Source organism: Bradyrhizobium sp. IC4059 (assembly GCF_020193615.1).
Classification (GTDB): Bacteria; Pseudomonadota; Alphaproteobacteria; order Rhizobiales; family Xanthobacteraceae; genus Bradyrhizobium; species Bradyrhizobium yuanmingense.
In genome coordinates, this window is record NZ_JADYVH010000010.1 from 252625 (window position 1) to 274057 (window position 21433).

Sequence of the window (21433 nt, forward strand, 5' to 3'; positions counted from 1 at the left end):
CCTCTGTTCAGGGAGTGTCTATGCCCAGGCGCGCGGCTTATATGTCCCGCGCTTCCCGATGGTGCTCCATCCAAGGTCGCCAGTCGCGCGAGCGAGCGCTCGATAGCAGCTTTTGGCGTCGCTCTCAACGGGTAGATAGGGCCGGATCGCGCCTGTTTACAACGGAAGTTCCGGCTCGCGCCGGGCGTTGCGGCGGGCATTGGTCACTGCAGGCGAGGCGGTGGAGCGGACAAAGCTCCAGCGGATCGAGGGGGCCTGGCGGGCGTTCTGACGGATCACGATCTGGGCGGTGCGGCGCGGGCCGTCATTGCCGGCCAGGAACACGCTGTCCTCGAGATCGACCTTGTCGTCCAATGCCTCGAAGGTCCAGACGTCGCGGTTCGGCAGCACCAGCATGACGCCGCGCGCATCCGACAGCCGGCTCGCCTTCACCGCCGGATGCAGATGGAAGCGCAGCGCGAAATCGGCATCGGCACCTTTGAAGCGTCCGCCCTGCGGCGGCGACAGCGCGTCCTCGCCATCGATGCGCGCGCCGTCATTGGCGATCATCAGCACGCGGCGGTGGATTGCGCCGAACTTGGCGAGATAGCCGTCATGCGAGGTCGTGAGCAGCGTGCCGTTCTGCACGACCTCGCGATAGCTCTCGACCTCGACCGGGCCGCTGGTGACGGGCGCGCCGTGCAGGAGCCGCTTCATCGCCGACATCTCGACGAACTGGCATGACGACGTCTCGTGATAGGTCAGCGTCGAATGCGCCGCCGTGCTGCGTGCGAACGGCCGCCAATTGTCGCGGCCGGTGGTCGGCATGCCGCAATTGGTGACGATGCGGCTGATGCCGGACGACAATTCGAACGAGAGGCAGCCGGCATGGGCGTCGTGACTGACGCCGGCCGGCGGCGGCGGGCCGGTGTCGATGATCACAGTGGTCTGGCCAGCATCGAGGCGCTGAAAGCCGGTATGCGGCATGTTCGCCATCGGCGCGCCATGGGTGTCGTCGTAGGCGAGCAGCGTGGCGAGCAGGTCGGACGAGGTCGCGCTCATGCCGTTGAACAGGGCGAAATTGCCGTCGCCGTGCCGGAAGAAGCGCAGCATCGGCATCATGCGGTCGATCGCATTGAGCAGGGCCGGCGGCGGCGCGATATTGCGCGCGGCAAAAGTCTGCCGCAGCGGCAAGAGGTCGATCAGGAGCTCGATCAGCGCGCCCGGATTGCGCGAGATGTGGCCGCCATCGGGCAGGATCTGCCGCTGCAATTCGTCGGACAGCTTCTTGGAGGCGCTGCGGATGTGACGCGTCTGGTTGGCGAGGCACAGGGACGCATAGCACAGCGCGATCAGCACCTGCAGCTTCGGCACCCCGTCCGGAATGTCGACCATGGTGTAGCGCAGGAAGCGGATCTCGCGCGCCAGCGCCCGCAAGTAACGGCGGTAGAACTTGTTGTCGGTCTCGCTCAGCACCAGCGGCGCCTGCGAGAGCAGCGAAATCACGCGCCTCGCCAGTACGTCGGCGCGGCGCGCGACGGGGCGGCGCTTGTTGGCGGGATTCGAGATCCAGTCCTCGATCAGCGCGCGCGCATTCGCCCGCGTCAGCGCCGTATCGGCGGCGCGCAAGTGCCGCAGCCAGCCGAAGCCGAGCAGCGCAACCTCCCAATCCTCCGACGGCGGCTCGAGGTCGAAGATCGAGCGGCCATGGCAATTGACGATCTTGCCGGCGAAGACGAAGCGACCGGCATAGATCTCGGCAGCGCGAGTCGCATCCGCGGTCCGCAGGTCATGCGGCGCGATGATCAGCCGGTCGGTGCGGCCGGGCCAGACTCGCGACAGCACAACGGAACCGCCGCTCGCGCGCGCGAGCATGTTCCGCGCGAAGCGGTTCATGACCAGCGTCGAGATACGTCTGCGTTGAGCGACCGACACGCCTTGCCTTGATGGGGGAGAGGATCAGTGACGAATCCTTATTAATCCCAAAATCGGACGCCTGACACCACCTTGAACGGCGCGAATCAGGGTCGTGGTCGCAAAATCCAGTGCAAAATCAGGATTTAACGAGCCGGGCCGCGAAAAATCCGTCGAGCCCGCCGAGCCTGGGATCGGCGTTCGGCAGATGGCAGGGCAGGGTGCGCAGGTCGCCGTCCCCGTTGAGGATTTCGTCGAGGCCCGCAACCTCCGATGCCATGATCGGAGCGCGGCGAAGCGCGGGCTCGGCGGCGAGCAGTGCCGCCACCGCCTGCTCGCCCTCCTCGGGTTCCAGCGAACAGGTGCAATAGACCAGCGTCCCGCCCGGCTTGAGCAGCGACACCGATTTGCGCAGCAGCCGCTGCTGGAGCGCGGCCAGGGTAGCGATGTCGGAGTCCTGCCGCAGCCATGCGACGTCGGGATGCCGGCGGATCGTGCCGGTGGAGGTGCAGGGAGCATCGATCAGAATACCGTCGAACGCCTCCGCCGGGCCGGCCCATTCCACGGCGTCAGCGACGACGGTCTCGGCTTGCAGCGACAGCCGCGCCAGGTTTTCGCGCAAACGTGCCACCCGCGCCGGCGAGCGGTCGATCGCCGTGACCTGCGCGCCCGAGAGCACCAGCTGCGCGGTCTTGCCGCCAGGGGCGGCGCAGAGATCGGCAATGGACTTGCCTTTGACATCGCCGAACAGCCGGGCGGGCAACGCGGCGGCGGCGTCCTGTACCCACCATTGTCCTTCGGCGAAGCCGGGCAGCATGGTTACCGCACCATGCAGCAGCATCCGCACCGTTCCCGTCGGCAGCATCTCACCATGCAGGCGGCTTGCCCATTGGGCGGGATCCGATTTCACCGTGAGATCGAGCGAGGGCTCGTGGCCGAGCGCCGATGCCATGTCTCGTGCGGTCGCCTCGCCATAATGAGCGCTCCAGCGCGCGAGCAGCCATGGCGGCAGATCCAGCGATTGCGTCGCGACCTCCTCGACCAGCGCCTTGCCCTCGCGCGCACAGCGGCGCAGCACGGCGTTGACGAGGCCGGCATAGCGCGCGGCGCGGCGGTCGGATTGCACGAGGCGGACGGAGAGATCGACCGCGGCGTGATCCGGCACGTCCATCCAAAGGATCTGCGCGGCGCCGATCAAAAGGGCGCTCTGCGCGCGTGGCGCGTCGGAGGGAACGCCCTTGTCGAGCAGGCGGGACAGCACATGGCCGAGCGTGCCGAGCCGGCGCAGCACGGTGGCGACCAGGCGCCGCATCAGCGCGCGGTCGCGGTCGGCCAGCGTCTTCAGTCCGGGATGGGCACCGCCGCCGTCGAGCTGGTCGTCGAGCGTGCGGTGCTTGTGCAGCACGCCGTCGACGATGTCGGCGGCAATCCGTCGCGCCGCAAGGCCGGGCACTTCGGACGGAGGGACGAAACGTTGAGATGGCATGCGGAAGCAAGGTTCTGAACGAGCGGCAGTTCCGCCGCGATGGGCGCATGCCTTGAGAAGGCGATCTCTGACACGCGAATATGCCAAATGTAAGAATCGCTTGCGGGTTTTTCAGCGCTCCGAGCCGATTTCAGGAATGCGTTATTGGGCATCGCGTTGTGCCCGGTCCTGCGCTAGAAAGCGCGGCGATGAGTGACCCCGTTCCCGATCGCAAGCCGCTGTCGCCGGCCGCCCAGCGCGCGCTGGCCGAGGCCGAGGCGCGCCGGCAGGCTGCGGCCGCCAAGGCCAAGGATGAGGCCAAGAACAAGACCAAGGCGAAGGAGCTGCAGGGGCCGAAGGGGCCCGAGCCCACCCGCTACGGCGATTGGGAGCGCAAGGGCATCGCTTCCGACTTTTGAGCTTGCAGTCGGAGCGGCTGGATAACGCCGGCAGATCTCGTCCCGGTCGTCACAGGTAGTTGTGCGCTCGCAAGTAGCGGATGATGCGTTCGCAGGCCGCCTCGCTCGACAGCTCCGAGGTGTCGATGGTGATGTCGGGCGCCAGCGGCGCTTCGTAGGGGGCATCGATGCCGGTGAATGCCGGCAGCTGGCCCGACCTAGCCTTGCGATAGAGCCCCTTGGGATCGCGGCGCTCGCATTCGGCAAGCGGCGTCGCGACATGGATCTCGATGAACTCGCCCGCTTCGAGCCGCTGGCGCGCCAGCTCCCGCTCGCTGCGGAACGGCGAGATCAGCGCCACCAGCGCGATCAAGCCGGCCTCGACGAACAGCCCCGCGATCTCCGCGACGCGCCGGACGTTCTCCGTCCTCTCCGCGTTGGAAAAGCCGAGGTCGCGGTTGATGCCGTGACGAAGATTGTCGCCGTCGAGCAACGCGGCATGGCGCCCGAGCTCGGCGAGCCGGCTGTCGACGAGATTGGCGATGGTCGATTTGCCGGCGCCGCTCAGCCCCGTGAACCAGAGCACGCAGGGCCGTTGCTGCTTCAGCCGGGCTCGCACGGATTTGTCGACCGCAAGCCGCTGCCAATGAACGTTGGTGGCGCGGCGGAGCGACATGTCGATCATTCCCGCCGCGGCAGTGCGATGGCTGATCGGGTCGATCAAGATGAAACTGCCCATCTCGCGGTTGTCGCGATAGGCCTCGAACACCAGCGGGCGGTCGAGATCGAGATGGACATAGCCGATCTCATTGACGTCGAGCGTGGCGGCGCTTTCCCGCGCCATGGTGTCGATGGCGATCCGGTGCTTGAGTTCCGTGATCACCGCGCCGGTCGAGGCGGTACCGCACCGGAGCAAATAGCGCCGGCCGGCGACCATGGCCTCGCCATCAAACCAGACGAGATGGGCCGCGAGCTGATCCGACACCGGCGCTGCAGATCCGGCGGTCAGCACGTCGCCGCGGCTGACGTCGATCTCATCGGCGAGCGTTAGGGTGATGGACTCGCCCGACCTTGCGTGATTGCGCTCGCCGGCGGGCGTGAGAATGCGCGCGATGCGGGTCTGGTGTCCCGACGGTTGCGCGCGAACGGCATCGCCCACCGAGATCGTTCCGCTCGTGATCCGTCCGCAGAAGCCGCGAAAATCCGCATGCGGCCGGCTCACCCATTGCACCGGCAGCCGGAACGGCTGCTGCGAGGTGTCCCCGGCCACGTCCACGGATTCCAGATAGGCCGTAACGGTCGGTCCCTCGTACCAGGGCATGCGCGTGCTCGCGGCGACGATATTGTCGCCGTCGGGCGCCACGACCGGGATGCACTGGACCTGGGAGATCCCGAGCTGACCGGCCAGAGTCAGGTATTCGGCGGTGATGGAAGCGAAGCGATCGCCGTCAAATCCGATCAGGTCCATCTTGTTCACGGCGAGCACGACGTGGCGGACGCCGAGCAGCGACAGGATGTGGCTGTGACGCCGCGTCTGCGTGATAACGCCCTTGCGCGCGTCGACCAGCACCACGGCGAGATCAGCATTGGAGGCACCGGTCGCCATGTTGCGCGTATATTGCGCATGTCCCGGCGTGTCGGCGACGATGAAGCGGCGCAGCTTCGTGGCGAAGAAGCGGTAGGCCACGTCGATGGTGATGCCCTGCTCGCGCTCGGCCTGCAACCCGTCGACCAGCAGCGCGAAGTCGAGGTCGCCGCCGGTGGTGCCGGCGGTCCTGCTCTCCGAGGCGAGCGCGTCGAGCTGGTCGTCGAGCAGCGTCTTCGAATCGTAGAGCAGCCGACCGACCAGCGTGCTCTTGCCGTCGTCGACGCTGCCGCAGGTGACGAAACGCAACGTCGGGCGATCGTCTTGCTCGAGCTGCGGCGCATCGGCGGCGGCGATCGCCGGTGCCTCGTGATAGGACATCAGAAATAACCTTCCGCCTTCTTGCGCTCCATCGATGCGGGACTGTCCCGGTCGATCATGCGTCCTTGTCGTTCGGAGGTGCGCGACGCCATCATCTCCTGCACGATCTCGGGCAGGGTTGCCGCCGTCGAGCTCGTTGCACCGGTGAGGGGATAGCAGCCGAGGGTGCGAAACCTGACGGAGCGCGATTGCGGCTCCTCGCCGGGCTGCAGCGGCATCCGGTCGTCGTCCACCATGATCAATGCTCCGTCGCGCTCGACCACGGGGCGCGACGCTGCGAGATAGAGCGGAACGATCGGGATGTCCTCGAGCAGGATGTAGTCCCACACGTCGATCTCGGTCCAGTTCGACAGCGGAAAGACCCGCATGCTCTCGCCGGGCGCGAGCTTCGTGTTGTAGAGGCCCCACAGCTCCGGCCGCTGGTTCTTCGGATCCCAGCGATGCGCAGCGCTGCGGTGCGAGAACACGCGCTCCTTGGCGCGCGACTTCTCCTCGTCGCGCCGCGCGCCTCCGATCGCGGCGTCGAAGCCGTGGAAGTCCAGCGCCTGTCGCAGCGCCTGCGTCTTCATCACGTCGGTGTAGCGGGCCGAGCCGTGGGTGAAAGGGTCGATGCCCTGGCTCAATCCGTCATTGTTGGTATGGACGATCAGGTCGAGGCCGAGCTCGCGCGCGCGTCGGTCCCGAAACGCGATCATCTCGCGAAACTTCCAGGTCGTATCGACATGCAGCAGCGGAAACGGCGGCTTGCCGGGATCGAAGGCCTTCATCGCCAGATGCAGCAGCACCGAGGAATCCTTCCCGATGGAATACAGCATGACCGGCTTGCGGAACTCGGCCGCCGTCTCTCGCAGGATGTGGATGCTTTCCGCCTCCAGACGGCGGAGGTGGCTGGCGACGTGACGCTGCTTGCCGCCAGCACCTTCACGGAGTGCGGAATCGGCTCCGGTGGGAACGTCCAGCATGACCATCACGCAGCCGCAGCAAACCAGTCGCCGAACAGACGTTGCGACAGTACCGCATTCAGGCCGAGATCGCGAACACAGGCGGCGACCGCGACGCGATAGGCATCATTGACCCCGCAGCGCTCCAGAGCCTCGCGTTGCGCTTCGCTCAGAGAGGCCGTCGCACGGCGCTGGTAGCGATAGGCACTGTCGGAGGTGTGCAAATTGGGCACCTTGTAGATCGTCGCTTCGCTCGGGAAGATGACGCGCGCATTGTTCGCGTGCGAGTCTCCCGGCTCACGCCAGGACGTCACGGCATTCTCGTTGAAGCTGCCCGAAAGGCCGATCCGTTCGAACAGGACACGAACCGAGGACACGGCCTCCTTGCTCACCTCGTAGACGTAGTGAGTGACGGCAACGCCCTGTCGCTGGGCGTAGCTTGCGACTTGAGCCGCGCTGAGCGCGGCGACGACATAGTGCCGCAGCAATACATCTTCAGGCGCGCGCGAGATCAGCTTGTCGAGCCACGATGCCAGTGAACTCGCCGGCTCACGGTCGAGCATGATGAGATGCAGCCGGTGCCGCGGATAGCCCGCCTCGATCAGCAGCTTGAGCGGATTGAACAGGCTCTCGGCGAGCACGTAGGGCCCGATCGTTTCCTTGCTGAAGATGTGCGGCTCGTCGTCTGCCGACGGCACGGCCCACGGCGCCGGCCTCTTGCCGACGAGCGCATCGCGCAGCATGGCCTTCAAAGGCTGATAGTAGGAAGGCATCCCGGTCATGCCGAACAGATTGCTCAGGGCCGTCGATCCGACGCGCGCCTTGCCGCATGCAAAATAGAGCATGGGAAAGTCTTGCGGCGAGCGATGCCGGAAGCCGTCCGCTAGGCACTCCGTCACCTCGCGCATCAGTGTTTCGAGCGCGACGGTCCTGGTTTGGAACCCCTCCACCGGCGGAAGCAGCGTGGTGTCGAGAGAACTATCTTGCTGACGAACGAGTTCGGCGATTCGCTCGAGCGAATCGGGGGACGACGCATCGATATTCATGGCGGGGGACTCGCTGAACAGGTTCCGCAAGCGAGTTGCTTACGGCTCAATGTTCAACCTAGTGTTGATTACGACCCCGGTCAAACCCGGGAAATCCCGGGGGCTTCATAAATGTCCGGCGAGCACGGCAATCGGGCTCGCCGCTCCGTTGCGCATTACGCGGCGCGCACGGTGCTGAGGAACTTCTCGACCTCGGTCTTCAGGAGGCTGCTTTCGCTCGACAGCGAACGCGCCGACGCCAACACTTGTCCCGACGCCGCGCCGGTCGCGCTCGCGCCATGGCTGACCTGGGCGATCTTGTCCGCGACTTCGACCGTTCCCTTGGCGGCTTCGCTGACGTTTCGCGCAATCTCGGCCGTCGCTGCGCCCTGCTGTTCGATCGTCGCGGCAATGGTCGTCGAAATATCGGAGATGCGGCCGATGGTCGTTCCGATTTCCTTGATCGCTCCGACGGAGTCCTGCGTTGCCGATTGCATGCCGGCGATCTGCGCGCTGATTTCCTCGGTCGCTCGCGCGGTTTGCGCCGCGAGCGCCTTGACCTCGCTCGCCACGACCGCAAAGCCGCGGCCGGACTCGCCGGCGCGCGCCGCCTCGATCGTTGCGTTTAGCGCCAGGAGGTTGGTCTGTTCGGCGATCGCGGTGATCAATTTGACGACGTCGCCGATGCGGCCCGCCGCCTTGAGCAGCTCGTTGATCCGGGCATCGGTGCGCTCGGCCTGCTTGACCGCATCGCCGGCGATACGGCTGGAATCGTGCACCTGACGGCCGATCTCGACGACCGACGTGCTCATTTCCTCGGCCGCGGACGCCACGGCCCCGACATTGGTCGAGGCTTCCTCCGAGGCGGCGGCGACCATTCCGGAGAGCTGCTGGGTTTGTTCGGCCGTACCCGACAACGTGCCGGCCGCGGATTCGAGCTCCTGGGATGCGGCTGACACCGAGTTGATGATGCCGCCGACCGCAGTTTCGAACGCGTTGGCAAGCCGCGTCATCTCCTGCTTGCGCTGAGCGGCCGCAGCGGCTTGATGGTTCTTCTGCTCGGCTTCCATCTGCTCGATGCGGATCAGATTGTCCTTGAAGGTCTGTGCCGCGCGGGCGTTGTCGCCGACCTCGTCGCCACGGCGGGTGTAGGGAATTTCGATCGCCTTGTTGCCTCCGGCGAGCTGCAGGAGCACATCGCCGATGCGACGGATCGGACGGGCGACGTTCGAGACGGAAAAGACTGCGGAGCCGACCAACGTCAGGACGACGAATAGGCCGACGATCAAAGCGAAATTGGCGACGCGGTCCAACTCGGCCAGCATCTCGCCCTTGCGGCGCGCGGCGAATTCGTTGGCGACGCCGACGAGATCGTCGATGCGCTTGCTGACTTCCTGCGCTGCCGGACGCATATGCTCTGCGAGAATACTTGCCTTGGCCGACTCTGCTGCAAGCTTGGCGCCACCCGCGGGGGCGGCGATGACCGCCTTTTGCGCCGCGGCGAGCTCGACGCCGCTGGCCAGATACGCATCGACGAACTTCTTGGCCTCGCGGTAAGCGTCCTGTGTGACCTTGCGGGTCGCCCGCTCTCTCGCGGCATCGATTTCGGTGCCGGCTTCGCCGGCCCGGGTACGGAGAAGCTCGAGGAGCCTGTCGACCTCTCCGGCTGACGGTGCCGAGCCGAGTTCGAGAGCGGCGAGCTGCGCGCGTGCCATCGCCGTCTGAGCCGCCTGCGCATTGCCCTTGTTGAGATAGTTGATCGTGACGAGGCGATTGGATTCGGCAATGGAGCGGTTGCCGAGCATCTGATTGGTCAGCATGCCGCCGACCAGCACGACGCTCACGCCCGTCACGATGCCGAGCTTTGTTCCAATGCGAAACGTGAATGACCTCACGGCAATCTCCCCTCGGTTTGTCGTATAACAGCTATTCGCAACCAATGATTGAGATTTGGAAAATATTCGCGGATCCCCAGTAGAACTACGGCTAACCTCTTTGACAGACGGAACTTTCGTGCATGGCCTCCGGCGCATTCGGCGTCGTTTATGGACGCGCTCGTGCTTGTGAGTTCCCCCGACTCAGACATAGCGTGAGTTGATGCGTTTCCAGGATCGCCCCAATTCCTACCGGCCGCAGTTCAGCGGCTCGCCGTTCGGCCGCCGCCTCTCCGGCCTATTGCCCTGGATGTTCGTGGTGGGCATCGCGCTGGCCGTCGTGCTCACATTCCGTCATGGAACGCACTGGCTTGTTCGCGATACCGATCGCAATGGAGATGCCGAGATCGTTCTTCAGCAGACCGGCCACGCGGATGTGCGTCCGGTCGAATTCATCCGCGCCATCGATGGCGACACTTTTCTCGCCCGTGTTCGTCTGCACGAGGGACGCGATCCCGTGGTCCGCATTCGGCTGCGCGGCATCGATGCGCCCGAACTGAAAGCATCCTGCCAGGAGGAGCTGGACAAGGCCGAAGCTGCGGCCCGTGCCTTGCGCGATCTGCTCGGCCAGGGCGGCGTGACCATCACCAATCTCGCTCCCGACAAATACGGCCGAGTCCTCGCCGACGTCGCGACCCGGCGGACTGCGAACGTCTCGGCGGCACTGCTCGCCGGCGGCTTCGTGCGCAGCTACAATGGCGGCCATCGCGACGGCTGGTGCGCGCGCGGCTGGCGGTTCTGGCAATAAAAAGGCCGCGTCGAAGACGCGGCCTTTCATTTCATCTCGGCTGATTCAGGCGATCAGCGCGTCACGACCACCGTCGTGCCGACGGAGACGCGGCCGTAGAGATCGGTGATGTCGTCGTTGAGCATGCGGATGCAGCCATAGGAGACGAAGCCGCCGATCGAGCCCGGCACGTTGGTGCCGTGGATCGCATATTCGCCGCCGGCGAGCGTCATCGCCGCAACGCCCATCGGGTTGCGCGGCGAGCCGCCCGGAATGACGTCGGGGATACCAGGCTTGTCGCGCTTCACCTCGGCGGGCGGCGCCCAGGCCGGATTGAGATATTTGCCGTCGATCTTCGTGGTGCCGGCCCACTGCTTGCCGGCTTTGCCGACGCCGACCGGATAGCGCACGGCCTGGCCGTTCCCGAGGATGAGATAAAGCCGCCGCTCGCTGGTTTTGACCACGATGGTGCCCGGCGAATAGTCGGCCAGGTGCGCCCCCACCATTTCCGGCCGCGCCTGCGCCGCCGTCGACGTCAAGGCCCCAGCCGCGATGGTGGCGGCCAGCGCCACCGCAATCCTCATCGACATCGATGCTTCCCCTTGCCCAAAACGGATCGTCCAAAATGACGCAGAACCGGCAATCGTCGCCGCACCAAGCCCTCGTCGATGCTCATTCTTAACCGCGCCCGTTAACCCAATGGTTTCGACGCGCGGCTGCCGAGGGCAGGCCAGCAGGGGGAACAAAGGAAATGTTCGAAATAAAGTAAATGACCAGAAAACAACACTCGACGGGAAAGATGCAGGCGCGCTGCCGCGCCCGCTGACAACAGCGTGAGGGTGTGAATGGCCGTTGGTTGAGAGGGCGCGCTGACGCGAAAACTAATCGCGTGTCCCGGATGCGCTGCAGCGTGAAACGCTGCTGCGCAGAGCCGGGATCCAGGAAGCTACACGTTCTGACGTTTAGATGGGCCCCGGCTCAGCAGCGCACCGCTGAAGGAGCGCTGCGCTGCGTCCGGGGCACGAACTCGCCTTACGCCGACTTCTTGTTCTGCCGGTTCTTGACGAGATCATCGACAACGGCGGGATCGGCGAGCGTCGAGGTGTCGCCGAGGCTGCCCGGCTCGTCCTCGGCGATCTTGCGCAGGATGCGGCGCATGATCTTGCCGGAGCGGGTCTTGGGCAGGCCCGGGGCGAACTGGATCTGGTCGGGCGAGGCGATCGGGCCGATCTCCTTGCGCACCCAGGTGACGAGCTCCTTGCGCAGCTCGTCGCTCGGCTGCACGCCGGCCATCAGGGTGACATAGGCGTAGATGCCCTGACCCTTGATGTCGTGCGGGAAGCCGACGACGGCGGCTTCCGATACCTTCTCATGCGCGACCAGCGCGCTCTCGACTTCGGCGGTGCCCATGCGGTGGCCGGAGACGTTGATGACGTCGTCGACGCGGCCGGTGATCCAGTAATAGCCGTCGGCGTCGCGGCGGCAGCCGTCGCCGGTGAAGTATTTGCCCTTGTAGGTCGAGAAGTAAGTTTGTTCGAAGCGGGCGTGGTCGCCGTAGACCGTGCGCATCTGGCCGGGCCAGGACCGCGTCAGGCAGAGATTGCCTGACGTCTCGCCTTCCAGCACCTTGCCGTCGGCATCGACGATCTCAGGCACCACGCCGAAGAACGGTTGCGTCGCCGAGCCGGGCTTCAGCTTGGTCGCGCCCGGCAGCGGCGTGATCAGGATGCCGCCGGTCTCGGTCTGCCACCACGTGTCGACGATCGGGCAGCGGTCGTCGCCGACGACGCGGTGATACCACTCCCAGGCTTCGGGATTGATGGGCTCGCCGACCGAGCCGAGCAGGCGGAGCGAGGCGCGCGAGGTCTTCTTCACCGGTTCGTCGCCGGACTGCATCAGCGCGCGGATTGCGGTCGGCGCGGTGTAGAAGATGTTGACCTTGTGCTTGTCGATGACGTTCCAGAACCGCGAATTATCCGGATAATTGGGCACGCCCTCGAACATCAGCGTGGTCGCGCCGTTGGCGAGCGGCCCATAGAGGATGTAGCTGTGGCCGGTGACCCAGCCGACGTCGGCGGTGCACCAGTAGATGTCGCCGTCGTGATAGTCGAAGACGTATTGATGCGTCATCGAGGCGAATACGAGATAGCCGCCGGAGGTGTGCAGCACGCCCTTGGGTTGGCCGGTCGAGCCCGACGTGTAGAGGATGAACAGCGGATCCTCGGCGTGCATGTGCTCGACCGGGCATTCCGTGGTCACCATCGCCGCGGCCTCGTGGTACCAGAGGTCGCGCGTGGGGTTCATGTCGACCTTGGCGCCGGTGCGCTTGACCACGACGACCCAGTCGACGCCGTCGGCCTTGCCAAGCGCCGCATCGACATTGGCCTTCAGCGGCACCTTCTTGCCGCCGCGTAGGCCTTCGTCCGCGGTGATGATCACCTTGGATTGGCAGTCGTTGATGCGTTGGGCGAGGCTGTCAGGTGAGAAGCCCGCGAACACCACGGAGTGGATCGCGCCGATCCGCGCGCAGGCCAGCATTGCATAGGCGGCCTCGGGAATCATCGGCAGGTAGATGGTGACGCGGTCGCCCTTCCCGACGTTGCGGGTGCGCAGGATGTTGGCCATCCGGCAGACCTCGTCATGCAGCTCCTTGTAGGTGATGTGCTTGGACTGCGAGGGATCGTCGCCCTCCCAGATGATCGCGGTCTGGTTGGCGCGTTTGGCGAGATGCCGGTCGATGCAATTGTAAGCGACGTTCAGGATGCCGTCCTCGAACCATTTGATCGAGATGTTGCCCGGCGCGAACGAGACGTTCTCGATTTTCGTCGGCGCCTTCATCCAGTCGATGCGCTTGGCCTGCTCCGCCCAGAAACCGTTCGGGTCCGAGATCGAACGGGCGTACATCTCCTTGTACTTGGCCTGGTCGACCCAGGCGCGCTTCGCCCACTCCGCGGGGATATCGTAGATCTTCTCGGACATGCTTCCCTCCACATGCGGCAAGCTCAGGCAATGCCGACATCATCATTTGATGGATTATGCGTCGGGCTAACCGGACCCGACAAGGAGCACAAGCTGGACCTTCGGCGGGCAGCCGGCCATGCGGAGAATCAAGGTCCGGAAGGCCCGCTGTCGCAAATCTGAAACAGGGCCGACGGGCAGCTTCCGGCTCTCTACCCAAACCGCCAGAACAGAGACCGCAGAGCCCCCATGCGCCGAGGAGAGGTATTTAGCAACCTCTTGTCACTGATTCGGGACTCGCATTCGTGTTCGGAACACCCTAAATGGCCAACCCGGGTCCAAAGAGACTCCTCGGAACAAAAATCACAACAGCGGCATTGATCGACAACAGGACAGGGCTAAGGCGTAAGACCATGATGGATCAGCAGAATCTCGGGACGATACGGCCCGCTTCAGCCGATCCTGCAGCCATTGCCCTGGCCAAGGCCCTCGGACAATGGCCGAAACCGACCGGTTTCAGGCGCCCGAGCCCCAAGAAGACCTACGACGCGGCGCCTGCGGCGACGGTCGAGGCCCTCGCCAAGGAGCTCGGCTTGCGGCTCGGCGACCAGAACGAGCTGACCATCCGTCGTATCAGGCGCGGCAAGGGCTATTCCTTCGTCCGCCCCAACGGTGCGCATATCCGCGACGCCCGCACCATCCGGCGGCTGCATTCCATGGCGGTGCCGCCGGCCTATCGCGAGGTGCGCTACTCCGCCGACCCGAACTCGCATCTGCAGGCCGTCGGCCGCGATGCCGCGGGCCGGCTGCAATACCGCTATCACGCCGACTGGGAGAAGGTCCGCGAGCAGCGCAAGGCGCATCGCCTGGCAAAGCTCGTCGGCGCGCTGCCGAAAATCCGGCGCAAGGTCTCGGCGTTCCTGTCAGGGGACGAGCCGACGCGCGAGTTCGCGCTCTCGGCCGTGATCGAGCTGATCGCGCGCACCGCGATCCGCCCCGGCAACGAATCCTACGCCCGCCTCAACGGCACCCGCGGCGCGACCACGCTGCTGAAGTCCAACGTCACTCTGGAAGACGATTGCTTCGTGCTGACCTTCAAGGCCAAGGGCGGCAAGGCGGTGCGCAAGGAGTGCGACGCCGCCAAGCTGGTGCGTGCCATTGGCATTTTGGAGAGCGTTCCCGGCAAGCGCATGTTCCAGTATCGCGATGCCTCCGGCATCGTGCGCGCGGTCAGCACCACCCAGGTGAACGCGTTTCTGCGCGAGATCGCCGGCATCAAGATTTCCCTGAAGGATTTCCGCACGCTGATGGCGTCCGCCGTCGTGGTGGAATCGCTGTCGCGGATCACGCCGGCGAGCAGCCAGCGCGGCCGCAAGAAGCAGGTGCTGGATGCGATCCGCGCCGCCGCCGACCAGCTCTCCAACACGCCGGCGATCTGCCGCAAGAGCTACGTCCACGACACCATCGTCACCGCCTTCGAGGAGGGCATCCTCGAGCGCTTCGCCGCGACCATGACGGGTCAGCGCTCGCAGGCCAGGCGCGAGCAGTTACTGGCGCAGGTGGTGGCGACGGCAGCAGTGTAACGAAGCGCCGCTCTCGTAAGGTGGGCAAAGCGAAGCGTGCCCACCATTTGCCCATAGTGACGGGTGGTGGGCACGGAGCGAAGAGCGCCTTTGCCCAACCTACGAGAGCTACTTATTATCTGACACACCTATGTCAGGACCGGGATCGCCGCCTGCGGCTGCGATCGTGAGCCGCTTAAGGTAGTGCGCCCAACCCGTTGCATGAGCGGCCGCCTGCGCTTCGTTCGGCAGGCCGCTATGGGTCATGCGCAGCAGCGTGCCGCCGTCCTGCTCGATCAGGTCGATCTCGATCAGGCTCGAGCCGGGCGGCACTTCCTGACCGCCCTCCCACCCGAACGTATAGGCCAGACGATGCACCGGCACGACCTCGCGGAACGCGCCGCGGGCGGCGGCGCCGTCCGGGCTGACGCCCTTGAGCAGGTAGAGCCCGCCGGGATAAGGCTCCGTGGTTGCGTCGGAGCCCATCCAGCTCAGGATCTTTTCGGGGTCGGTGAGGTAGGCGAAGACAGTGGCGCGCGGGGCCGCGATCTGGGTCTCGCGTCGCACTATGAAGGGTTCGGGCATCGGCAATCATCCCTGGTCTGACGATGGGACATGGCGGCGGCCCTGCGCTCCGTCAAGGATTGCCCGTGGCAAAGACGGCCCTGTTTCGCCATGATCGCCTCATGCAGCTCTCCCCGACCCTCGCCTGGCTCCTCGACGCGGCCTCGGATTGTCGCCGGGCCGACCACCTGCTCGCGGAGCTCGGCGCGCATCTGGCCGCCGATGGCGTGCCGCTCGCGGCAGGCGCCCTGACGCTGGAGGTGCCGCATCCGCTGATCGCGAAGCGGACCTGGCTGTGGCGTGCCGACAGCGGCCAGGTGATCGAAGCGCTCGGCTTCGCGCCGGGCGGCCTCGCGCCCGATCCACCCGACGACGCCGGCCGCCGCTGGCTGCGCGATATCGCCGGCGGCGATGTGCATGAAGATGTCGCCGGACGGCCCGATGGCCCGCTGCTCGGCTGGATCGGGCCGCGTCCGTTCACGGCGGATGAGATCGAGCAATTGCGTCAGGCCGCGCGTTTCGCCGCAACGCCGCTGGCCGTGCTCGCCGCGCGCGCCACCTTGCGGGCAACGCTCGATGCATACCTTGGCACGCGCAGCGCGGAGCGGGTACTGGCGGCGCCTCTGCGCCGCGATCTCGGCGAGACCATCCAGGCCGCACTGCTCTATGCGGATTTGCGCAATTTCACGACCCTGTCGGAGACGACACCGCCGGCCGATGTCATTGCAGCGCTCGATGCCTGGTTCGATCGCATCGCCGGCGCGGTTCACGCCTTCGGCGGCGAGGTGCTGAAATTCATCGGCGACGGCGTGCTCGCGATCTTTCCGGTGCTCGAGGCGTCCCCGCGCCGCGCCTGTGACGCTGCTTTGCGCGCGGCAAGCGCAGCCGAAGCCGGGATGGCGTATCTCAACAAGGAGCGCCGCGCGCAAGGGCTGCCGCCGTTGTCGTTCGGTGCCGCGCTCCATCTCGGCGAGATGCTCTGGGGCAATATCGGCGCCGCGAACCGGCTCGACTTCACCGCGATCGGCCCCGCCGTCAATCTCGTCAGCCGTCTGGAGGGATTGTGCAAGCCGTTGGGCCGGACGGTGCTGGTGTCGGGCGCGCTCGCCGCCGAGACGGAGATGCCGCTGGTCGCGCTTGGGACGCATGAGCTGCGCGGCATTGCCGCGCCGTGCGAGGTGTTTGCGCTGGAGGAGTCGCAAGCCCGGATATCGTAGCCCGGATGGAGCGAAGCGTAATCCGGGATCGAGCTTCAATCGAGACTTTCCCGGATTGCGCTGCGCTCCATCCGGGCTACGAAACGACGTAACTACATCCCGCCCATCTTGCAGACGAGCTTCCACTCCTCTGCCGTCACCGGCTGCACGGAGAGGCGCGAATATTTCACCAGCGCCATATCCGCGAGCTTCTTCTCCGCCTTGATCGTGGCCATCGTCACCGGCGTCTTCAGGGGCTTGTCGGCCTTGATGTCGACGCAGACGAATTTGCCGGTCTTGTCGGTTGGATCGGGATAGGCCTCCTTGATGATCTCGGCGATGCCGACGATCTCCTTGCCTTCGTTGGAATGATAGAAGAACGCCTTGTCGCCCTTCTTCATGCTCACGAGGTTCTGACGGGCGGTGAAATTGCGCACGCCGGTCCAGGCCTCGCCCTTGGCGCCCTTCGCAACCTGCTGGTCCCAGGACCACACCGACGGTTCGGATTTCACGAGCCAGTACGCCATGCTTATTCCTCTGCCTTGAAGGGGCGCGTCATCAGCGCCGAGATCGCGGCATCGATCGTGCTTCGGCCGCTCAGGATCGATGCGACCGCCTCAGATACCGGCAACTCGATGTTTTGCGAAGCGGCGAGCTCGATCAGCACGGGGGCGGTGAACTCGCCCTCGGCGAGCTTGCCGGCGGGAGGCTGCTCGCCGCGGCCGAGCGCGAGGCCGAGCGCGAAGTTGCGCGATTGCGGGCTCGAGCAGGTCAGAATGAGATCACCGAGGCCCGACAGGCCGGTGAGCGTCTCGCTGCGTGCGCCGAGCGCACGGCCGAGGCGCGTCAGCTCGGCAAAGCCGCGGGTCGTGAGCGCCGCCTGCGCGGAGGCGCCGAGCTTGCGCCCGACCGCAATGCCGACCGCGATCGCCAGCACATTCTTGGCGGCGCCGCCGATCTCGACGCCGCGAATGTCGGTGGAGTGATAGGGGCGGAATGTCCGCGAGCCCAGCGCCTGCACCAGGCTGCTGGCGAGCGCCTCATCGCCTGCCGCCAGGGTCACTGCCGTCGGCAGGCCGCGTGCGACGTCGTCGGCAAAGCTCGGCCCCGACAGGATCGCCGGCTGCGCGTGCGGCGCGGCCTCGGCGATCACGTCGGTCATGAACTTATGGGTGCCGTGCTCGATACCCTTGGCGCAGGCGACGATCGGCACCGCCTTCGTGATGTGCGAGGCCAGCATGTTGACCGCACCGCGCAAATGTTGCGCCGGCGTCGCAATCAGCAGCATGTCGGCACGCGCGGCGAGCGCCAGATCGCTCGTCACGACGAGCTCAGGCACGATCCGAATCCCGGGCAGCCGCGGATTGTCGCGCGTCGATGCGATCCGCGCGGCGTGCTCGGCATTGCGTGCCCACAGCGTCACGTTTCGCCCTGCTCGCGCCGCCACCGTCGCCAGCGCCGTACCCCAGGCGCCCGCGCCGATCACTGCGACGGATTGGAACGCGGTCATCCCTAGAATCCCGCCCGAGTCTTGCCGTAGCCCGCGGGCGCGGTCGCGTTGGCATCGAGCAGCCAGCGTGCGCGCGGCTGCGCGTCCATCGTGTCGGTCAGGCCAAGCGCCAGGCGCTCGGCGCCGGCCCAGGCGATCATGGCGCCGTTGTCGGTGCACAGCGCGGGCGGTGGCATGATCAGCTGCGTCCCGGCCTGCTTCGCGACATCGTCAAGCGCGCCGCGGATCGCCTGATTGGCGGCAACGCCGCCGGCGGCGACCAGCGCGCGCGGTGCGCCGAACTGCTCGCGGAAAAGCTTCAGGCCGACGCTCAGCCGGTCGGCCGTTGAATCGAGCACGGCGGCCTGGAAGCTCGCGCAGAGATCGCTGATGTCCTGCGGCATGAGCTCGGCCAGCCGGCTCGTTTCGGTGCGCACCGCCGTCTTCAGTCCCGACAGCGAGAAATTGGCATCGGGGCGCCCCTGCATCGGCCGGGGAAACGCAAAGCGCGTGGCATCGCCGCCTGCCGCCGCGCGCTCGACCTGCGGGCCGCCGGGATAGGGCAGGCCCAGCAACTTCGCGACCTTGTCGAAGGCCTCGCCGATGGCGTCGTCGACCGTGGTGCCGAGCCGCACATACTGGCCGACACCGGTGACTGCGACGATCTGGGTATGGCCGCCGGAGGCGAGGAACAGGCAATAGGGAAATTCGATGCCGTCGGTGAGACGCGGCGTCAGCGCATGCGCTTCGAGATGATTCACCGCGACCAGCGGCGTGTCGTGCACCATCGCGATCGCCTTCGCGGTGGTGAGTCCGACGATGACGCCGCCGATCAGCCCGGGCCCCGCGGCCGCCGCGACGCCGTCGAGCTGAGCATAATCGATGCCGGCCTCGTTCATGGCGCGGTCGATGATCCCATCGAGCACGTCGACATGCGCGCGCGCGGCGATCTCCGGCACCACGCCGCCGAAGCGGGCATGCTCCTCGATCTGCGACCGCACGATGTTGGACAGGATCTTGCCCTTGCCGTCGGCCGCGCGTTCGATCACGGCCGCGGCGGTCTCGTCGCAGGTGGTTTCGATGCCCAGCACCAGCATTGGCGAATTGTTATCCAATTTGCGCCCTTGCGCTCATCCATAAAGCAGAGTTCTGGTACGTCCGGTAGCATCCCGGGGTCGGCTTGCGCAATCGTCACGCGCAGCCGTTCTGGTCAATGCGTCACCGCCAAATGGTCCGGGAACAGCAGCGATGTCCATTCTTGTCACACGGCCGCATCCCGACAATGCGGCGACGGCGGACAATCTGCGCACGCGCGGGCATGCGGTACTGCTTGCGCCGGCGCTCAAGCTCGAGCCGGTCGCCTTCCAAGGCGAGAGCGAAGTTTCTTATGATGCCGTTCTCGTCACCTCGGCCAACGCGATTCGCGCCATAGCGCCGCAATTGCCGGACCTCGGTCTGCTGGTGCTGCCATTGTTCGCGGTCGGCGAACATACGGCTGCAGCGGCGCGAGAGGCTGGTTTTGCCGAGGTGATCGTCGCCGGGGGCGACGCCGCGTCCTTGCGCGACAAGGTGATGCAGAGCGCGTGCGACAAGGTGTTGAAGAAAAACAGCACGCTGCTGTATCTCGCCGGCGCGGATCTGTCGCGCGACCTCGGCGGCGAACTCGGGGCGGAAGGTTTCCGCGTGGTGACGCAGACGACCTACCGCATGGCGCCGGTGAAGCATCTGCCGCGCGAGGTGTGCGAGGGCTTTGCCGCCCACGGGATCGAGGCGGTGCTGCACTACTCCCGGCGCAGCGCACGTGCGTTCCTCGATGCGGCGCGGGACGAAGGTGTCGAAATTTCGGCGCTGGCGATCCCGCATTGCTGCCTGTCCGAGACCGTTGCGGGCGTGCTGCGCGACGCCGGCGCGTCACAGGTTCTGGTGGCCGCAACGCCGGACGAAACTGCCTTATTCGACACCTTGGAGCGTGCGTTGCGGACCCGTTTGGCGTAAAGGTCGGGCCGAATCCGACGCAATCTAATCCATCCCTGGTATGGAAGTGTGAGGAACCGTCACGATGGCCGACGACAAGCCTGAAGACGCTGGATTGGCGCCCGATCCGGGTCGTGCCAAGCGCACCCCGCCCACCATCGACCTCGAGGCGACGGAAGTCTCGACCCAGCCGCAGCAGGTCGCGGGCGAGTCCGAGGCATCCGAGCATGTCGCGCAGGAGCAGGCCAGGGTGGAAGAGCCCGGCTCGGAACAGGTCAAGGCCGAGCCTCAGTCCGAATCTGCAGAGCAGCAGGCCTCCGCGGCGGTGCCTGTATCGGCGCCGATTTCGCCCTGGGTCATCGCGCCGTTCTCCGGCGTTGCCGCGGCTGCGGTCGTGATCGCAGTCGGCTGGATGCTGGGCTGGCCCGCGGTGCAGGCCCCGCCGGCCGCGCCGCAGGTCACCAGTGCGACCGTCGATGCGCTGAGCGGACGCGTTGCCGCGGTCGAAGCCAGGGCCGCGAGGCCGGCGGCCGATCCGGCCCAAGTCGCGCGGATCGACGCGTTGGAGAAAGCGGCGAGCGCACTGCGCGGCGACATCGCCAATTTGCGCGCACAGTTCGATAAGACGGCGAGCGCGCTGAACGATGCGAAATCCGCGCCGCCGAGTGCCGCGCCCGATCTTGCCGCGCTCACCGACCGCATCGCCCAGCTCGAGCGCGCGAGCAAGACCGAGCGGGCCGAGCTTGCGCAGCAGGGCGAGAAGATCGCCGAGGTCAAGACGATGGACGACAAGCCGCTCCGCTATGTGGTCGCGGCGTCCCTGCTCGACGTTGCCGTTCGCCACGGCGATCCCTATCAATCGCAATTGACGGCGGCGCGGTCGCTGGCGACCAAGCCCGACATGCTCAAGCCGCTCGAGGCGTTTGCATCGTCCGGCATCCCGACATCGGCGGCGCTGAGCCGCGAGCTCCTCAATATCGTGCCGAAGCTGTCGCCGCCGGCTGAAGCTCCGTCGAGCGAGGCCGGCATTGTCGAGCGGCTCCAGGCCGGCGCGTCAAAGCTCGTGCGGATCGAGCGCACCGATGGCGTCGGCAACGATCGCGGCGCCATCGTGACGCGCGTCACGGCGGCGGCGCTCCGTAGCGATTTCGCCGAAGCGCGGCGCGAGCTGAAGACGCTGCCCGAGGCTGATCGTGCTCCGGCGCAGGCCTGGCTCGACAAAGCCGATGCCCGCGACGCCGCGCTCGCCGCCTCCCGCAAATTCGCCGACGATGCCATGGCGGATCTCGCCAAATCTACTCAATAAGATTCGCGCAACAATCGGCGCGTATAGGGATCGCC

18 protein-coding genes and 1 riboswitch are annotated in these 21433 nt (G+C 66.2%); of the genes, 6 read left to right on the forward strand and 12 right to left on the reverse strand.

The features are described from left to right. Positions 1–15: 15 nt before the first annotated feature. A riboswitch (ZMP/ZTP riboswitch) is annotated at positions 16–97 on the reverse strand. A 59-nt stretch (positions 98–156) separates the two neighbouring features. Both I6F12_RS28355 and I6F12_RS28360 read right to left on the reverse strand, forming a co-directional pair. After that, positions 157–1875, reverse strand: coding sequence for a heparinase II/III family protein (locus tag I6F12_RS28355; protein WP_036038852.1), 1719 nt, complete (start codon positions 1873–1875; stop codon positions 157–159). Between the two features lie 157 nt (positions 1876–2032). Continuing rightward, complete coding sequence (locus tag I6F12_RS28360; RefSeq protein WP_036002961.1) at positions 2033–3379, reverse strand: transcription antitermination factor NusB; 1347 nt, start codon at positions 3377–3379, stop codon at positions 2033–2035. Positions 3380–3567: 188 nt separating this feature from the next. Between I6F12_RS28360 and I6F12_RS28365 the strand changes: the two genes are divergently transcribed. After that, the gene (locus I6F12_RS28365) at positions 3568–3777 is read left to right on the forward strand and encodes a DUF1674 domain-containing protein (RefSeq protein WP_036024240.1); all 210 of its coding nucleotides are present in this window, start codon (positions 3568–3570) and stop codon (positions 3775–3777) included. Positions 3778–3826: 49 nt separating this feature from the next. Here I6F12_RS28365 and cysN read toward each other — a convergent pair whose 3' ends face one another. The 4 genes from cysN to I6F12_RS28385 form a co-directional block, all read right to left on the reverse strand. Then, entirely contained in the window at positions 3827–5722 is a 1896-nt protein-coding gene (gene cysN / locus I6F12_RS28370; RefSeq protein ID WP_225157720.1) for a sulfate adenylyltransferase subunit CysN, read from the reverse strand. Continuing rightward, positions 5722–6684: a sulfate adenylyltransferase subunit CysD gene (gene cysD / locus I6F12_RS28375; protein WP_036002983.1), complete on the reverse strand. Its 963-nt coding sequence runs from the start codon at positions 6682–6684 to the stop codon at positions 5722–5724. Before cysD ends, cysN begins: the two co-directional genes overlap by 1 nt. Positions 6685–6689: 5 nt before the next feature. After that, on the reverse strand, positions 6690–7709 hold the full coding sequence (locus I6F12_RS28380; protein WP_225157721.1) for a sulfotransferase family protein: 1020 nt from the start codon (positions 7707–7709) through the stop codon (positions 6690–6692). 155 nt (positions 7710–7864) lie between these two features. Next, on the reverse strand, positions 7865–9583 hold the full coding sequence (locus I6F12_RS28385) for a methyl-accepting chemotaxis protein (RefSeq protein ID WP_225157722.1): 1719 nt from the start codon (positions 9581–9583) through the stop codon (positions 7865–7867). 202 nt (positions 9584–9785) lie between these two features. Here I6F12_RS28385 and I6F12_RS28390 point away from each other — a divergent pair, with 202 nt between their 5' ends. Then, positions 9786–10370 carry a thermonuclease family protein gene (locus tag I6F12_RS28390; RefSeq protein ID WP_036024234.1) on the forward strand — a complete coding sequence of 195 codons (585 nt, stop codon included), beginning with the start codon at positions 9786–9788 and terminating at the stop codon, positions 10368–10370. Positions 10371–10423: 53 nt separating this feature from the next. Here the strand turns inward: I6F12_RS28390 and I6F12_RS28395 are convergent, their stop codons facing one another. Both I6F12_RS28395 and acs read right to left on the reverse strand, forming a co-directional pair. Next, positions 10424–10939: a L,D-transpeptidase gene (locus tag I6F12_RS28395; RefSeq protein ID WP_036024233.1), complete on the reverse strand. Its 516-nt coding sequence runs from the start codon at positions 10937–10939 to the stop codon at positions 10424–10426. Between the two features lie 442 nt (positions 10940–11381). Further along, a complete protein-coding gene (acs, locus tag I6F12_RS28400; RefSeq protein WP_225135575.1) occupies positions 11382–13328 on the reverse strand; it encodes an acetate--CoA ligase in 1947 nt (648 codons plus the stop codon). A 392-nt stretch (positions 13329–13720) separates the two neighbouring features. On the opposite strand from acs, the gene I6F12_RS28405 reads away from it, so the two are divergent. Beyond that, positions 13721–14890 (forward strand): DNA topoisomerase IB, encoded by a 1170-nt coding sequence (locus I6F12_RS28405; RefSeq protein WP_225157723.1) that lies wholly within the window; start codon positions 13721–13723, stop codon positions 14888–14890. 108 nt (positions 14891–14998) lie between these two features. Here I6F12_RS28405 and I6F12_RS28410 read toward each other — a convergent pair whose 3' ends face one another. Then, positions 14999–15454, reverse strand: a complete 456-nt coding sequence (locus I6F12_RS28410) for an SRPBCC domain-containing protein (protein ID WP_036024228.1) — start codon at positions 15452–15454, stop codon at positions 14999–15001. 101 nt (positions 15455–15555) lie between these two features. Between I6F12_RS28410 and I6F12_RS28415 the strand changes: the two genes are divergently transcribed. Continuing rightward, positions 15556–16650, forward strand: a complete 1095-nt coding sequence (locus tag I6F12_RS28415) for an adenylate/guanylate cyclase domain-containing protein (protein ID WP_225157756.1) — start codon at positions 15556–15558, stop codon at positions 16648–16650. A gap of 92 nt (positions 16651–16742) precedes the next feature. On the opposite strand, the gene I6F12_RS28420 is transcribed toward I6F12_RS28415, so the two are convergent. The 3 genes from I6F12_RS28420 to tsaD are packed head-to-tail and all read right to left on the reverse strand — an operon-like array spanning position 16743 to position 19209. Then, positions 16743–17156 (reverse strand): EVE domain-containing protein, encoded by a 414-nt coding sequence (locus I6F12_RS28420; RefSeq protein ID WP_225157724.1) that lies wholly within the window; start codon positions 17154–17156, stop codon positions 16743–16745. 2 nt (positions 17157–17158) lie between these two features. Beyond that, positions 17159–18139: an NAD(P)H-dependent glycerol-3-phosphate dehydrogenase gene (locus tag I6F12_RS28425; protein ID WP_225157725.1), complete on the reverse strand. Its 981-nt coding sequence runs from the start codon at positions 18137–18139 to the stop codon at positions 17159–17161. Positions 18140–18141: 2 nt separating this feature from the next. Then, the gene (gene tsaD, locus I6F12_RS28430) at positions 18142–19209 is read right to left on the reverse strand and encodes a tRNA (adenosine(37)-N6)-threonylcarbamoyltransferase complex transferase subunit TsaD (protein WP_225157757.1); all 1068 of its coding nucleotides are present in this window, start codon (positions 19207–19209) and stop codon (positions 18142–18144) included. 157 nt (positions 19210–19366) lie between these two features. On the opposite strand from tsaD, the gene I6F12_RS28435 reads away from it, so the two are divergent. Both I6F12_RS28435 and I6F12_RS28440 read left to right on the forward strand, forming a co-directional pair. Beyond that, positions 19367–20113 (forward strand): uroporphyrinogen-III synthase, encoded by a 747-nt coding sequence (locus I6F12_RS28435; RefSeq protein WP_225157726.1) that lies wholly within the window; start codon positions 19367–19369, stop codon positions 20111–20113. A 64-nt stretch (positions 20114–20177) separates the two neighbouring features. Next, positions 20178–21398, forward strand: a complete 1221-nt coding sequence (locus I6F12_RS28440) for a hypothetical protein (protein ID WP_225157727.1) — start codon at positions 20178–20180, stop codon at positions 21396–21398. Positions 21399–21433 lie beyond the last annotated feature (35 nt).